Source organism: Serratia sp. NA_112.1 (genome assembly GCF_052691715.1).
Genome location: NZ_JBQZFO010000001.1, coordinates 813,160 through 828,438, shown reverse-complemented (window position 1 = coordinate 828,438; position 15,279 = coordinate 813,160). Strand labels below are relative to the sequence as shown.

Annotated in this window: 10 protein-coding genes; 6 read left to right on the top strand and 4 right to left on the bottom strand. The window is 52.5% G+C overall.

From position 1 onward, the window contains the following. Positions 1-17 precede the first annotated feature (17 nt). Both ACUTQ5_RS04010 and ACUTQ5_RS04005 read left to right on the top strand, forming a co-directional pair. Positions 18-596 (top strand): peptidoglycan-binding domain-containing protein, encoded by a 579-nt coding sequence (locus ACUTQ5_RS04010; protein WP_445650180.1) that lies wholly within the window; start codon positions 18-20, stop codon positions 594-596. A gap of 1 nt (position 597) precedes the next feature. Continuing rightward, positions 598-879, top strand: a complete 282-nt coding sequence (locus ACUTQ5_RS04005; protein WP_445650179.1) for a hypothetical protein — start codon at positions 598-600, stop codon at positions 877-879. A gap of 247 nt (positions 880-1,126) precedes the next feature. Here the strand turns inward: ACUTQ5_RS04005 and ansB are convergent, their stop codons facing one another. Continuing rightward, positions 1,127-2,173 (bottom strand): L-asparaginase 2, encoded by a 1,047-nt coding sequence (ansB, locus tag ACUTQ5_RS04000; RefSeq protein WP_445650178.1) that lies wholly within the window; start codon positions 2,171-2,173, stop codon positions 1,127-1,129. A 148-nt stretch (positions 2,174-2,321) separates the two neighbouring features. Between ansB and ycaO the strand changes: the two genes are divergently transcribed. From ycaO to pflA, 4 genes are all read left to right on the top strand, one after another. Then, a complete protein-coding gene (gene ycaO / locus ACUTQ5_RS03995) occupies positions 2,322-4,085 on the top strand; it encodes a 30S ribosomal protein S12 methylthiotransferase accessory factor YcaO (protein ID WP_017892273.1) in 1,764 nt (587 codons plus the stop codon). 463 nt (positions 4,086-4,548) lie between these two features. Then, positions 4,549-5,409: a formate transporter FocA gene (gene focA, locus ACUTQ5_RS03990; RefSeq protein ID WP_445650177.1), complete on the top strand. Its 861-nt coding sequence runs from the start codon at positions 4,549-4,551 to the stop codon at positions 5,407-5,409. A 54-nt stretch (positions 5,410-5,463) separates the two neighbouring features. Continuing rightward, complete coding sequence (pflB, locus tag ACUTQ5_RS03985) at positions 5,464-7,746, top strand: formate C-acetyltransferase (RefSeq protein ID WP_445650176.1); 2,283 nt, start codon at positions 5,464-5,466, stop codon at positions 7,744-7,746. A gap of 300 nt (positions 7,747-8,046) precedes the next feature. Further along, positions 8,047-8,787, top strand: coding sequence for a pyruvate formate lyase 1-activating protein (gene pflA / locus ACUTQ5_RS03980; RefSeq protein ID WP_445650175.1), 741 nt, complete (start codon positions 8,047-8,049; stop codon positions 8,785-8,787). Between the two features lie 49 nt (positions 8,788-8,836). Here the strand turns inward: pflA and ACUTQ5_RS03975 are convergent, their stop codons facing one another. The 3 genes from ACUTQ5_RS03975 to ACUTQ5_RS03965 all read right to left on the bottom strand — a co-directional run bounded on the left by ACUTQ5_RS03975 (position 8,837) and on the right by ACUTQ5_RS03965 (position 14,957). Beyond that, entirely contained in the window at positions 8,837-9,982 is a 1,146-nt protein-coding gene (locus ACUTQ5_RS03975) for an MFS transporter (protein ID WP_445650174.1), read from the bottom strand. Positions 9,983-10,197: 215 nt separating this feature from the next. Then, complete coding sequence (locus tag ACUTQ5_RS03970; RefSeq protein ID WP_445650173.1) at positions 10,198-11,124, bottom strand: pseudouridine-5'-phosphate glycosidase; 927 nt, start codon at positions 11,122-11,124, stop codon at positions 10,198-10,200. Continuing rightward, positions 11,121-14,957, bottom strand: a complete 3,837-nt coding sequence (locus ACUTQ5_RS03965) for an amino acid adenylation domain-containing protein (RefSeq protein WP_445650172.1) — start codon at positions 14,955-14,957, stop codon at positions 11,121-11,123. Before ACUTQ5_RS03965 ends, ACUTQ5_RS03970 begins: the two co-directional genes overlap by 4 nt. Positions 14,958-15,279: the final 322 nt, after the last annotated feature.

The window sequence follows — 15,279 nt, the reverse complement described above, 5'->3', positions numbered from 1 at the left end:
TAAAAAGGAGTTATTTAGTGAATGAATTAAGCGGTAAAAAATGGGTCTCTCGTTTTCAAGGCAGTAATTCAACAACAACCTTAAGCCCAACGTTCGAGTCAAACGTTAACGCATTTTTACAAAGTTTAAAAAATGCGTGGGCACATGTAACTATCTCGGCAACACAGAGGACTTCGGAAAGAGCCTATCTGATGCACTGGTCGTGGAAACTCGCTCGTGCACTTATTAATCCTGACAATGTGCCCAAAAAAACAGGCGTTAATATAGAGTGGTGTCATAGAAACGGTGATGGGAAAATTGATCGAAACAAAAGCATTCAAGCGGCAAAAGATATGGTAATCGCGTATAAAATGACGAATCTTAATGTTGCCCCGGCCCTAAAAAGTAGGCATACTGAAGGTAATGCTATAGATATGGATATAACATGGGTAGGTAGTTTAGAACTGAAAAATAAGAAGGGGGAAACAGTGATTATCAATAGTCTTCCAACTGATGGTATGAACTCTCAGTTGCATGACGTGGGCAAAAGCTTCGGCGTTATAAAATATCATGGTGGCTCTAAAGACAAACCGCACTGGTCAACAGATGGACGATAACATGAAAATACCTGCCTTGCTCATTTCAATTTTATTTTTATCCTCATGTGTTCAAGCCCCTAAGAATTATCCCAACGATGTCAATGAATATCTAAAAAACGCCGATGATTGCCAATATTTATCCGGCGAATGGGACTCAACATTACCGATAAAGAGGCAACAGGAAATAGAGAAGGAAGCTAATACCACTTGTAATAACGCCAAAAGGCAGAAAGAAAAACTCAATAAAAAATACCAAAAAGATGAAAACACCCTGGAAGTTATAAACGCTTACGACTTCTGAGCACAGTAACGGGGTTAAAAAATATTATGGTTGCTCGAACAACTTAACGCTAGAGATTTGCCATAATTATACTAAACATAATTATCATCCCCTGAAAAGGCTTTAAAAATAGATATATCTACTTGTTGCAAAGTTTTTCACCGTTTCAAAAAGCAGAGGCTTACACCACCGGTCTCCTGCATCCCCCCCATCGAAAACATAGCCCAGCGACAAAAAACGGAGAGCGAAGCTCCCCGTCGCTCACGGCTCAAAACTGATTAAACATCTGTTGGATCTGCTTGGTGTCTTTGGTCTGGGTCAGCGCCAACTGCAACAAAATACGCGCCTTTTGCGGGTTCAGCGTGCCGGCGGCAACAAAGCCAAATTTGGTGTCATCCACTTCCGCATCCTCGGTGGTGGCGCCGGTCGGCACTCTGGAAGAACGCACCACGGCGACGCCGTTATGGGCGGCCGTCGCCAGCGTGTCGAACACCGTTTTATACAGGTTACCGTTACCGACTCCGGCGCTGACGATGCCCTGATAACCTTCGGCAATCAATGCCTTGGCAGGCGCATCGGAGGCGTTGGCATAATTATAGATAATGCCGACTTTGGGCAACTCAGTCAGACCGGAGACGTCAAACGGCGTATCCGTGGTGTGCTTGCGCTGCGGCGAACGCTGATAGTCAACCTTGCCGTTATGGATATAACCAAGCGGGCCAAAGTTGAGCGACTGGAAAGTCTGTACCGATGTGGTGTTGGTTTTTGTCACATCACGCCCATCCAGCACGCTGTCATTCATAGCCACCAGCACCCCGCGTTTGGCCGATTGCGGATCTGCCGCCGTCACCACCGCGTTATACAGATTAAACGGGCCGTCGGCACTCATCGCCGTGGCCGGGCGCATCGCCCCAACAATCACCACCGGTTTGTCACATTTAACCGTCAGATCAAGAAAGTAGGCGGTTTCTTCCAGCGTATCGGTGCCATGGGTGATTACAAAACCGTCGGTTTTAGTGCAGTCGGCGTTGATTTTCTTCGCCAGCTTCAGCCAAACCTCATCATTCATATCCTGCGAACCGATGTTTACCACCTGCTCGCCCTGGACATTGGCGACATTTTTCAGCTCCGGTACGGCATTCACCAGAGCATCAACGCCCAGTTTGCCCGCTGTATAGTTGGATTTTGTCGCCGACTCGCCGCCACCGGCAATGGTGCCGCCGGTCGCCAGCAAGGTGATGGTGGGCAATGCCAACGCAGAACCGCTTGCCCCCGCCAACAGTAGCGCTACAACGCTGAGTTTCACTGATTTCATTAGGTTTCTCCATGATAGATAACCCGCTGAATTATGGCCCTTATCCTCAAAAAAACTGTGACTTTGCCACCGCTTTAGGAATACGTGGAGCTTGGGCGTAAAACCCCGTATCATTGCGCGTTTTTAGTACGCTCAAAAAGTGAAGACAATGACGCAAACTTTTATCCCTGGCAAAGATGCCGCGCTGGAAGACTCTATCGCCCGTTTCCAACAGAAATTAAGCGATCTGGGTTTTAATATCGAAGAGGCCTCCTGGCTGAACCCAGTGCCGCACGTATGGTCGGTTCACATCCGCGATCGCGATTGCCCACTGTGCTTCACCAACGGTAAAGGCGCCAGCAAAAAAGCTGCGCTGGCCTCCGCTTTGGGCGAATATTTCGAACGCCTCTCTACCAACTATTTCTTTGCCGACTTCTATCTGGGCAAGCAGATTGCCGAAGGCGATTTCGTGCATTACCCGAACGAGAAATGGTTCCCGATCCCAGCCGATGATTCGCTGCCGGCCGGTATTCTCGATGAACGTCTGCATGCATTCTACAATCCGGATCAGGATGTTAACGCCAGCGATCTGATCGATCTGCAGTCCGGTAATGGCGATCGTGGCATTTGTGCCCTGCCGTTTTCCCGTCAGTCAGACCAGCAGACGGTTTATATCCCGATGAACATCATCGGTAACCTTTATGTGTCCAATGGCATGTCTGCCGGCAACACCGCCAACGAAGCTCGTGTGCAGGGCTTGTCAGAGGTGTTCGAGCGCTATGTGAAAAACCGCATCATCGCCGAATCCATCAGCCTGCCGGAGATCCCGGCGGAGGTGTTAAACCGCTATCCGGGCGTGGTGGAAGCCATCGCCAAGCTGGAGGAAGAAGGTTTCCCAATCCTGTCCTACGATGCCTCGCTGGGCGGTAACTATCCGGTGATCTGCGTTGTACTGTTCAATCCGGCTAACGGCACCTGTTTCGCCTCGTTCGGTGCCCACCCTGATTTTGGCGTGGCGCTTGAGCGTACCGTCACTGAGTTGCTGCAGGGCCGCAGCCTGAAGGATCTTGACGTGTTCACCGCGCCAACCTTCGATGACGAAGAAGTGGCAGAGCACACCAATCTGGAAACCCACTTTATCGATTCCAGCGGTTTGATCTCCTGGGATATGTTCAAGCAGGACGCGGATTACCCGTTTGTCGACTGGAGCTTCAGCGGCAGCACGCAGGAAGAGTTCGCCACCCTGATGAGCATTTTCGACAAGGAAGGCGCGGAAGTGTATATCGCCGACTACGAGCATCTGGACGTGTACGCCTGCCGTATCATAGTACCGGGCATGTCCGACATCTATCCTGCGGAAGACCTGCTGCTGGCCAACAACAGCATGGGTGCGCACCTGCGTGATCTTCTGCTGGCGCTGCCGGGCAGTGAGTGGGAGCCACAAGAATATCTGGCGCTGATTGAACGCTTTGACGACGAAGGCCTGGACGATTTCACCCGCGTGCGTGAGCTGTTGGGTATTGCCACCGGTAAAGACAACGCCTGGAATACCCTGCGCGTGGGCGAGCTGAAATCAATGCTGGCGCTGGCCGGCGGCGATATGGATCAGGCACTGATCTGGGCCGAATGGACGCAGGACTTCAACGCTTCGGTGTTGAGCCCGGCACGCAGCAACTACTACCGTTGCCTGCAAACCCTGCTGTTGCTAACACAAGAGCCAGAACGCGATCCGGCGCAGTATTACGCGGCCTTCGTGAAAATGTACGGTCAGGAAGCGGTGGATGCAGCCTCTGCGGCCATCAGCGGCGAGGAGCGCTTTAACGGCCTGTTCGCGGTCGATAGCAGTCTGAAAGCCTTACCGGCTCATCAGGCACTGTTAGCGGCCTACGAAAAACTGCAGAACGCCAAGCGCCGCTATTGGGCCCAGGCATAATCTCAGTACCTTTTGCGCCGGTGGATCTCTGCCGGCGTTATACCCCTAAAGCCTCTGTTCAATAATATCACCCTCTTATTTTGACGGTTAAATAAGCGGGTTTTCTGTTTATTTTTTTCGCCTAATTACGCACTTATCGGCAAACAAGATAAATAAAACGGCAATTGTTACTGGTTGGTGAAATAATAATTAACCGATAATTAAACCCTACCACCTGAAAAGTGACAAAATGCGTTAAAATTTAACCTTATCGAGGTTGTTATCACCGTCTTTTCAAAATTATTTGCAAACATTAAAAAATTGTTTTTGAATTAAATTCAATAACTTATATCGATAACCCTTGCAATTCATCTGGTTTTTGACCGCTTTAGTTTCTCGCCTTATGATCCAAATCAATTTTTACCCTATACTGCTTTGTTAGTATCTTATTGCGTTGTTTTAACCCTTAAAAGCGAGAGTTAGTGTGAAAGCTGACAACCCTTTCGATCTGATATTACCTGCAGCAACGGCGAAAATCGCTGAGGATGCAGGTGTGTATAAAGCCACCAAGCATCCGCTGAAAACCTTTTATTTGGCGATCACTGCCGGCGTCTTTATTTCAATCGCATTCGTATTTTATATCACTGCGACTACCGGCACTGCCGGTGTGCCTTTCGGACTGGCAAAACTGGTCGGCGGCATCTGTTTCTCTCTGGGGTTAATGCTGGTGGTAGTTTCGGGCGCCGACCTGTTCACTTCCACCGTGCTGATTGTCATTGCCAAGGCCAGTGGCCGTATTAACTGGTGCCAACTGGGTGCCAACTGGCTGAATGTCTATATCGGCAATCTGATTGGCGCACTGTTCTTTGTGGCACTCATCTGGTTCTCTGGTGAACACATGGTCGCCAACGGTCAGTGGGGCATGAACGTCCTGCAAACCGCGGATCACAAGCTGCATCACACCTTTGTTGAGGCCGTCTGCCTCGGCATTCTGGCTAACCTGATGGTCTGCCTGGCGGTATGGATGAGCTACTCTGGCCGCAGCCTGATGGACAAAATGTTCGCCATGATCCTGCCGGTCGGCATGTTTGTCGCCAGCGGTTTCGAACACAGCATCGCCAACATGTTTATGATCCCTATGGGTATCGTGGTTAAAAACTTCGCCACGCCAGAATTCTGGCAAGCCGTAGGGGCAACACCTGAGCAATTTGCTCATCTGACTGTAAGCAACTTTATCATCGACAACCTGATCCCGGTCACCATTGGCAATATCATTGGTGGCGGCCTGCTGGTTGGGTTGACTTACTGGGTAATTTATCTGCGTGGTGGTGAACAACAGCATTAAGCTGTTAGTTACCGCGCGCCGAGTTAGAACTCCACAATTAAAGGTAGGTGTATAATGACCGAACTTAACGAGAAGTTAGCCAAAGCCTGGGAAGGTTTCAGCAAGGGTGACTGGCAGAATGAAGTCAACGTTCGTGACTTCATCCAGAATAACTACACTCCTTACGAGGGTGATGAATCCTTCCTGGCTGGCGCAACTCAGGCCACCTCCACCTTGTGGGACAAGGTTATGGAAGGGATCAAACTGGAAAACCGCACCCATGCGCCAGTTGATTTCGACACCAACATTGCCGCTACCATTACCTCCCACGACGCGGGCTACATTGCCAAAGAGCTGGAAACCATCGTTGGTTTGCAGACTGATGCACCACTGAAACGCGCGCTGATTCCATTCGGCGGCATCAAAATGGTGGAAGGTTCTTGTAAGGTCTACGGCCGCGAACTGGATCCACAGCTGAAGAAAGTGTTCACCGAATACCGCAAAACCCACAACCAGGGCGTATTCGATGTTTACACCAAAGACATTCTGAACTGCCGTAAATCCGGCGTGCTGACCGGTCTGCCAGATGCATACGGCCGTGGCCGCATCATCGGTGACTACCGTCGGGTAGCGCTGTACGGCATCGATTTCCTGATGGCCGACAAGTTGAACCAGTTCAAGTCACTGCAGACCAAACTGGAAAACGGCGAAGATCTGGAAATGACCATCCAGCTGCGTGAAGAAATTGCTGAACAGCATCGCGCTCTGGGTCAAATTAAAGAAATGGCGGCCAAATACGGCTGCGATATCTCTGGCCCGGCTACCACCGCGCAGGAAGCCGTACAGTGGACCTACTTCGGCTACCTGGCCGCAGTGAAATCCCAGAACGGTGCAGCCATGTCCTTCGGCCGCGTGTCCACCTTCCTTGATGTGTTTATCCAACGCGACCTCGATGCGGGCAAACTGAACGAAGAACAGGCGCAGGAACTGATTGACCACCTGGTGATGAAACTGCGTATGGTTCGCTTCCTGCGTACCCCTGAGTATGATGAACTGTTCTCCGGTGACCCAATCTGGGCGACTGAGTCCCTGGCAGGTATGGGCGTTGACGGCCGTACCCTGGTCACCAAAAACAGCTTCCGTTTCCTGAACACCCTGTACACCATGGGGCCGTCTCCGGAACCGAACATGACCATCCTGTGGTCTGAAAAACTGCCGTTGAACTTCAAAAAATACGCTGCGAAAGTGTCTATCGACACCTCCTCCGTACAGTATGAAAACGACGACCTGATGCGTCCTGACTTCAACAACGATGACTATGCCATCGCCTGTTGCGTCAGCCCAATGATTGTCGGCAAACAAATGCAGTTCTTCGGTGCCCGTGCCAACCTGGCGAAAACCATGTTGTACGCCATCAACGGCGGCGTTGATGAAAAAATGAAAATCCAGGTCGGCCCGAAAGAAGCGCCAATGATGGATACCGTGCTGGACTATGACAAAGTCATGGAACGCATGGACCACTTTATGGACTGGCTGGCCAAGCAGTACGTGACCGCGCTGAACATCATTCACTACATGCACGACAAGTACAGCTATGAAGCTGCACTGATGGCGCTGCATGACCGTGACGTTTATCGCACCATGGCTTGCGGCATCGCCGGCCTGTCGGTTGCGGCTGACTCCCTGTCTGCTATCAAATACGCTAAAGTGTCCACCATCCGTGACGAAGACGGCCTGGCCGTGGACTTCAAAATCGAAGGTGAATACCCGCAGTTCGGTAACAACGATGCTCGCGTAGATGACATCGCCTGTGACCTGGTAGAACGTTTCATGAAGAAAATTCAGAAACTGCGCACCTACCGTAATGCAGTAGCTACTCAGTCCGTACTGACCATCACGTCTAACGTGGTTTACGGCAAGAAAACCGGTAACACCCCAGATGGCCGCCGTGCAGGCGCTCCATTCGGTCCAGGTGCCAACCCAATGCACGGCCGTGACCAGAAAGGTGCCGTAGCGTCCCTGACCTCCGTAGCCAAACTGCCGTTTGCCTATGCGAAAGACGGGATCTCCTACACCTTCTCCATCGTGCCAAACGCGCTGGGTAAAGATGACGACGTGCGTAAAGCCAACTTGGCAGGTCTGATGGACGGTTACTTCCACCACGAAGCCTCTATCGAAGGTGGCCAGCACCTGAACGTTAACGTGATGAACCGTGAAATGCTGCTGGACGCGATGGAAAACCCTGAGAAATATCCTCAGCTGACCATCCGCGTATCCGGTTATGCCGTTCGCTTCAACTCGCTGACCAAAGAACAACAGCAAGACGTAATTACCCGTACTTTCACTCAGTCGATGTAATTGCCCCATCCGGGCGGGGTTTCCCGTCCGGTGGTTAAGCTGAACCCCGGGGCCGGATCTTTCCGGCCTTTTTAATAAATGCAGTCCCCTGACTCAGCGCGAGTCTGTTTTGCCAGATGGCTATACTCAATGGAATGGCTATCCGGCAAAACAGTTATCCGGCGCATTAACCGGCCAACAGGAATCGTTCCACCCCAGTCATCGGGCCCTGCCTGCTTGCTGCATCGCTGATCCCTGGCTGGCGGTTACAAGCCTACTTTTAGACTGCGTTTGACAGTCAATATTGGAGAAAACCCTGCAATGTCAGTAATAGGCCGAATCCACTCCTTCGAATCCTGTGGCACCGTAGACGGCCCAGGGATCCGCTTTATCGTTTTCTTCCAGGGCTGCCTGATGCGCTGCCTGTATTGCCACAACCGTGATACCTGGGATACCCACGGCGGGAAAGAAGTCACTGTGGAAGAGCTGATGAAAGATGCCGTCTCTTATCGCCACTTTATGAACGCTTCCGGCGGCGGCGTAACCGCTTCCGGTGGCGAAGCGATATTGCAGGCCGAGTTCGTCCGCGACTGGTTCCGTGCCTGCCACGAAGAAGGTATCAATACCTGTCTGGACACCAATGGTTTTGTCCGCCGTTACGATCCGGTGATCGACGAACTGCTGGATGCCACCGATCTGGTGATGCTGGATCTCAAACAGATGAACGACGACATTCACCAAAATCTGGTCGGCGTTTCCAACCACCGCACCCTGGAGTTCGCCCGCTATCTGGCAAAGCGCAATCAGCGCACCTGGATCCGTTACGTCGTGGTGCCGGGTTGGTCAGATGATGACAAGTCGACGCACCTGCTGGGTGAGTTCACCAAGGACATGACCAACATCGAGAAAATCGAACTGCTGCCTTACCACGAACTGGGCAAGCATAAGTGGGTGGCGATGGGGGAAGAGTACAAGCTGGACGGCGTCCATCCACCAAAAGCGGACACCATGGAACGCGTCAAAGGCATTCTGGAAAGCTACGGCCACAAAGTGATGTACTGAGGCCTGAGCATAAAAAAACCCGGCGCACTATGGCCGGGTTTTTTCATGCTCAGGCAGCAGCCAGCGGAGTGTGCTGAGGATCCGGCTTTTTCAGCAGCATCATCAGATAGACCAGTGCTACGGCGGCAATCATCACAAACAGCGATTGGTCGGAATAATTCTGCATCAGCAGCGCGGTCATCGACGGCCCGAGCAGGCTGCCAATGGTGTAACTCATCAACAGTGCCTGATTCATCGCCACCAGCTCATGCGGCATCGCTTTCTCACAGGCCCAGGACATCGCGACCGGATACAGCGTAAACCCGGCACAGCCGAGAATGAATAGCGCCGGAGCCATGGCGGAGTGACTGAGCATCGCCATGCTGGCGAGGATCACCACAAATACCTGAATGCGCAGCACCAGCAGGCGCCCATAGCGGTCAGCCAGACGCCCTACCGGCCATTGCCCGACAATGCCTGAACTAACCAGCAATGCCATCCAATAACCGACGTTGGCGTCGCTCATCCCCTGATGGGATAAATACAGCGGCATCAGGCCATACAACGAGCCGAGAACAATACCGGAGATAATACAACCATTGATGCCCAACCGCGCGCTGCGGCGTTTCAACATTGGCCAAACCGCGGCGTGCTGAGGTTCGTCGTGCTGGCTGTTAATCCGAGCAAACAACATCGGCAATATGGCACTGATCACAATGGCCGTCACCCAGGGCACCACGTTCAACAGTTCGGTAGACACCTTACTCAGCAGCAACTGGCCGACCACCGTCCCCAGATAGTAGACCATCATATAGGCCGCCAGCAGTTGGCCACGGTTGGAAAGGTTTCCGCTGCGCAATAAGGCGCTCTCAACAATCACCCAAATCCACGCGCAGCCGATACCGGCAAAGAAACGCCAGCCCATCCAACTCCAGAAATCGAGCGACAACGCCATACCAGCGGTCGCCACGGCAAACACCACGCAGGCAAGATGATAACTGCGGGTAAATCCAATGCGCTGGATCAGTTTGCCCGCCATCAGCGTGCCAAACAGATTACCGGTAAAGTAAGAGGAGCTTACCATTCCCACCCGCCCGGTTGACAACTGAGCATGGGTTAACCAAAGAGGAACTAACGTATTCAATACGGCAATAGAAACCGTGAGCAACAACAGACCACAGAGCAGCAGAAGCACTGGGCGGGAATATGCGGACATAGTGAGATTGAAACCGAACGCGCAATGAGAGTGCGCGCATCATGCCACTGGCGATAAAAAAGTCAATCAGCTCTTATCAGTAGATCGCACGATTTGTTTTTGCCGCCGTAGCGCAGAGTAACATCTTCCGGAAACGGGCTCTCAATGACCGCTTTACGCCGTGTATCAATGGTGTTTCGGCGTCGCCCCTTCCTTATAGACGACGCCAAACTTTATTAACGCGGCCGGTGATAAACCATCGCCAACTGACCCGCTATTTCGGCGGTATTCACCAATACTGCCGCATTGGCCATGGCCGAACGTCCCTGGGTTGCCTGCTCAACCGCTTTCATAATGAATTTGGTTACCTGGCTGCCAGTCACCCCTTCAGCAGTCGCGTCCTCTATCGCGGCCTGGATCGCGGCCTGAACGTCACCGCTGTCAATCGCATCCGCCGGTTTGGTCGGTGCTGCCACCACCATCGCCGCACTGCCCGGTAATGCACGGTTAATATCAATCGCCCGGGCAATATCCTCCAGGCTGTCCAGACGTTGCGGACTGCGAAAACCGCTACTGCGGCAATAGAAGGCCGGGAAATCGTCCGTCTGATAGGTCACCACGGGAACGCACTGGGTTTCCAGAAACTCCAGCGTACGCCCGATATCGAGGATATTTTTGGCACCTGCACACACCACCGTCACGTCTGTGCGGGTAAATTGGATCAAATCGGAAGAGATATCCATACTGTCCTCCCCCCCGCGATGGACACCACCAATACCTGCTGAGGCAAAGAAACGAATGCCGGCCAGTTCGGCCAACATCAGTGACGAAGCCACCGTGGTGGCCCCCATGCCTTTTTGCGCCAGCACAAAAGGCAAATTATTGCTGGATACTTTTGCGATGCCAGGCGTGGTGGCGAACCGCTCGATCTGTTCGCGATGCATGCCCACCAAAATTTCGCCATCACAGATACCAATGGTTGCAGGAACCGCGCCGCTGCGACGTACTGCCGCCTCCACCGCCAGCGCCGTCTCCACATTGGCAGGATAGTTCAGCCCGTGGGTAATAACGTTTGACTCCAACGCAACCACCGCGTGGCGACTTTCCAGGGCAGCTTTCACTTCAGGATGAATAACCAAAGGCAGTAAATTAGCTTGCATCATGACTCACTTATCACATTAACGGAAACAGAAGGAAACAGCGCCGCTTGCAGTTGCGCGACACCTTCAGGCTGCAGCAATTGGTAATGGTCGACCGCCAGTTGGATCACCCGTGGCGGATTAGCTTGCAGAGCTGGCGAATTTTCAAGTTGGGAATAATGGTCGCCGGCCGCTTTAATGACAGTTATCGGTGCCTGAACCTGGCGTTGCTGCAGTTCTTCGAAGTTATAACCGAAGGCATAGGTTTGCTTGACGATCTCAATGATCCGCACCACCAGTTCCACCTGAAGCTGTGGGAAACAGCGGCAAATAAAACGCACAAAGTCCTCCTCTTCACGGCACTCTGTCAGACAGCGTTCAAGCAATGGCCCCTCCACCTGGCGGGCAAAAACGGAAAATAAAATCGCCACAAACACCGGGTTGGTGAAGCTGACTTGTTGGTTACCCTCTTGCTCTCGGTCAAACTGTGTTTTCGGCGAACCGGGAGCAATCAGATACAGCGCCTCGACTTCCTGGCCTTCAGCCTCCAACTGGTAGGCAGCCTCGAAAGCCACACGTGCGCCGAACGAGTATCCCCACAAGGTATAGGGCCCATGGGGCTGCAAGCGTCGGATTTGCGCGATATCGGCCGCCGCCATCTGTTGAATGGACTCCAGTGGCAATTCCCCTTCGTTAATTCCCAGCGCTTGCACGCCATAAAAAGCACGCGCCTGGCTCAGGCTCTCCCCCAGCGCTTTCAGACTCAGCGGATAGCCCCCCAAACCTGGCCAGCAGAAAATCGCCGGCGCCTGCTGTCGATTAAAGGGCACCAAACGCGACAGCTGTGGCGCGAGATAGGCATTGCGTTCTATCCAGTCGGCCAAAGCAACGATGTTTGGCGTTTGAAACAGGATCTGCATCGGCAATTTAATATCGAGCGCTTTGTTTACCTGGTTGATAAACATGACTGCGGTGAGGGAGTTACCCCCGCTTTCAAAGAAATCATCATCCGCAGAGACCCTTTCCCACTTCATGACCCGGCACCAGATTTCGGCCAAACGCTGTTGTAATTCGCCCTCTGGCACCAGGATTGGTTTTTCGGTATTCAGTTGGCAAGCATACATACGATTAAGCGTTTGTTGGTCGACCTTACCGTTGGCCATCAGCGGCAGCTTGTCCATGACCAGCACGCGGTTGGGGATCATGTATTGTGGCAACTGCGCGGCTAAATCGGCTTTCAGCATTTCAGTTGGCCCTTGCATATGCACCCGGTCCTCATCCATACCGTCATGGCTCAGTTGCGACTGACTGAGCGGGCCGCCGATACAGAAATAACAGCTCTGCATCGGTAACCCGTGGCGGGTCAACAGCGTCCTCATCGCCTTTGCGGCAGGCAAGTCGTGCCCGCTTTTCGAGCTATAGCCGGCCGACATCATCCCCAGCCCCAGTGGATTGGCTTGCAGGCGATGCAGAGCACGCCCCAGCATAATGTAATGCCCCTGAGCATCAGCATGGTTGTTCACCAGCATGATGCCAAAGCCCGCGCGCTGATAGACCTGCTGATTGATGGCAATAACGTGATGGCGCGCCAGGATCTCCTCATCCATAAAATGCAGCGATCCCTGGCGATAGTGGTACAGCCCAGGAGACATATCGGCGACGCCCTGTGCATGCACCTGGACAAAAAATTCTGGATGCTCGACAACGGCCTCCCTATTAGCTGGCTGAATGCGATAATCACCAAAATAATAGTCAGTTGCGGCTCCGTCATACCACTGTGGCAATGCCTCCGGTTTGGCATCGGTGATGACCTGCAAACCATATTCAGGCAGCAGTTCATCGAACAGCCCCAACATATGGCCTGTCTCCATCTCCAGAACTTCTTGAATATTGTTCTGATAGACCTGATCGATAGCCGCGCGTTTGCCGATAAAGTGGATTTTCAGGCTCGCCGTTGCCTGTTCCGACAGTTCGCATATGCAATACAGACGATGGTGCACCGGGTGGTAATAATAGATCCCCGCTGGCCAGCCAAACATGTGGTGAAGCTCGAGGTACATCTGAACCGAATACAGCGCCCCCGGCGACGCATAGGCGTATTTGGGCAATAAACGTTTTTCACTGGCGAACTGGCCAAAGTTTCGCAGCAACGCGCCAAAATCCTCAGCCGACAGCGCCTGCAAATCACTCGCTGATACGGCACGCGGGCTGCGCCCCAGGATCGACAATAATTGCGCCTCGGTGACCCGCGTCGTCCCTTCAAAGAAACGGTAGCTTTTGCGGCTGAAAGCCCGATAGCTTTGCTGCGCGGTAGCCTGTGCGCCGGCAAGCGCGATCGCGGGCAATGCCCGACACTCGTCTTCGCTGCGGCATCCCGCATTGGACAGCTGCGCCTTGACCTGTTGCCTGCTGGCCTTGGACTGATGATGCTCGCCATGGACTCCCTGATCCATCAACACCGCATGCTGCGAGTCCAGCTCGACGCAGGCGATCAGGTTTTGATAATGAGTTCGCTCATCCTCATTGACCATTACCGCCGCCCTTTTCACCCAGAGGTGACGCTCAATGGCCAGGCGAATTTCATCGAGCTCGATACGGTAACCGCGCAGTTTAATCTGGTTATCAGCCCGGCCGGAAAAGTGATAGTCGCCGAGGCTATCCCGATAAACCACATCGCCGGTACGATACATACGCGCATGTTCGGCCGCAGTGTTAAATGGATTCGTCAGAAATCGTTCTGCCGTCAACTCGGGACGCTGCAAATAACCATTGGCCACCTGCACACCGGAAATGTAAAGCTCACCTTTTTCACCCTCCATCACCGGCTGACGGTGCGCATCAAGCACATAAAAAGCGGTATCCACCACCGGCCGGCCTATCGAAACAGCGTCCGGCGACTGTTCCAGTCTGTCTTTCTCAACCTCATGCACCGACGCATTGATGGTGCATTCCGTTGGACCATACAGGTTGACCAGGCCGGCCTGTGGCACACACTGAAAGAACTGCCGCGCCAGGTTGCGTGTCAATATTTCGCCGCCGCAAAACACCTGCGTTAACGCCTTGCAATCCTGCAGCAACGGCTGCTCGACCAGCGCTTGCAGCAGCGTGGGGACGCATTGCAGGCTGGTGATTTGATGACGCAGCAAGGTCATCACCATCATATCCGGATCGCGGTAGCAATCCTTCGGGGCCATCACCAGCGAACATCCCATCGCCGGTGCCAGGATCTCCCACTGTGCCGCATCAAAGCTCATGGGCGTTTTCTGCAAAATTTTGCTGTGTGCGCCAAAAGCGAACCGACCGCTCAGGTAATGCATATGACGAGAAATATTAGAGTAACTGACCATTACGCCTTTCGGTTTGCCCGAACTGCCGGAGGTGTAAATCACATAGGCCAGCCGCGCGGTATCACTGGCATCAGCAGTGTCAAAAACCGTTTCGGACAAATCAGAAAGATAAGGAATGTTATTGTCGGTAATAATCGTGACATCTGGCCCGATCAGCGTTTGCAATTTTTCTTTGAGATGATATTGGCAAAAAATAACTTTTACCGCTGAGTCGGCAATCATATAACGCAGCCGTTCATCGGGATATTCTGGCGCCAAAGGTAAATAAGCATAGCCACTGGCCAAAATCCCCCAGGCACCGCTTACCAGAGTCGTGGAAGGCTCGCAGAATAAACCGATACAAACGCTATCTGTGTTAATCCACTGCCGCAAACAGGAAGAAATACTGAAAACATGATGGCAGAAGTCGCGATAACTCAGTACGCTGTCCGCGTCTTGCACCGCAAGGGCTTCGGGTTGCCGGCTGTAGTGTTGAGCCAACTGTTCAAATAGTCCCGCCGAAATATCCATTTTTACTCTATGAACGCCTCACATTTGCCAGGATCCCGATAGGGTTGTAATGACGACGTGCTTTAGCCCCCCCATTCAGGGAAAATGCCGGCCTTATACCATTAGGGGATATCTGTCGTTGTCATTACTGTCGTTATCCATGCAGCTTTTCGGCATTCACCCTCTTTCAGAGTTAATAGTTGCCAGTTGGCAGATGACAACTGACGTCATTTTTTCGCAGGCATGAGCCTGAGCGACTTTTGCCCATATCCTTTGGATCTATTTATTTGTCATGGCGCTAATTGCGTTATCAGCGTAAGCATGGCGATATTTATCGCCCGTA

Excerpts from the sequence above, each read along its gene's own strand:
- ACUTQ5_RS04005 (WP_445650179.1), top strand. The coding sequence starts at position 598 with ATGAAAATACCTGCCTTGCTCATTTCAATTTTATTTTTATCCTCATGT.
- ansB (WP_445650178.1), bottom strand. The coding sequence starts at position 2,173 with ATGAAATCAGTGAAACTCAGCGTTGTAGCGCTACTGTTGGCGGGGGCA.
- ycaO (WP_017892273.1), top strand. The coding sequence starts at position 2,322 with ATGACGCAAACTTTTATCCCTGGCAAAGATGCCGCGCTGGAAGACTCT.
- pflB (WP_445650176.1), top strand. The coding sequence starts at position 5,464 with ATGACCGAACTTAACGAGAAGTTAGCCAAAGCCTGGGAAGGTTTCAGC.
- pflA (WP_445650175.1), top strand. The coding sequence starts at position 8,047 with ATGTCAGTAATAGGCCGAATCCACTCCTTCGAATCCTGTGGCACCGTA.
- ACUTQ5_RS03975 (WP_445650174.1), bottom strand. The coding sequence starts at position 9,982 with ATGTCCGCATATTCCCGCCCAGTGCTTCTGCTGCTCTGTGGTCTGTTG.
- ACUTQ5_RS03970 (WP_445650173.1), bottom strand. The coding sequence starts at position 11,124 with ATGATGCAAGCTAATTTACTGCCTTTGGTTATTCATCCTGAAGTGAAA.
- ACUTQ5_RS03965 (WP_445650172.1), bottom strand. The coding sequence starts at position 14,957 with ATGGATATTTCGGCGGGACTATTTGAACAGTTGGCTCAACACTACAGC.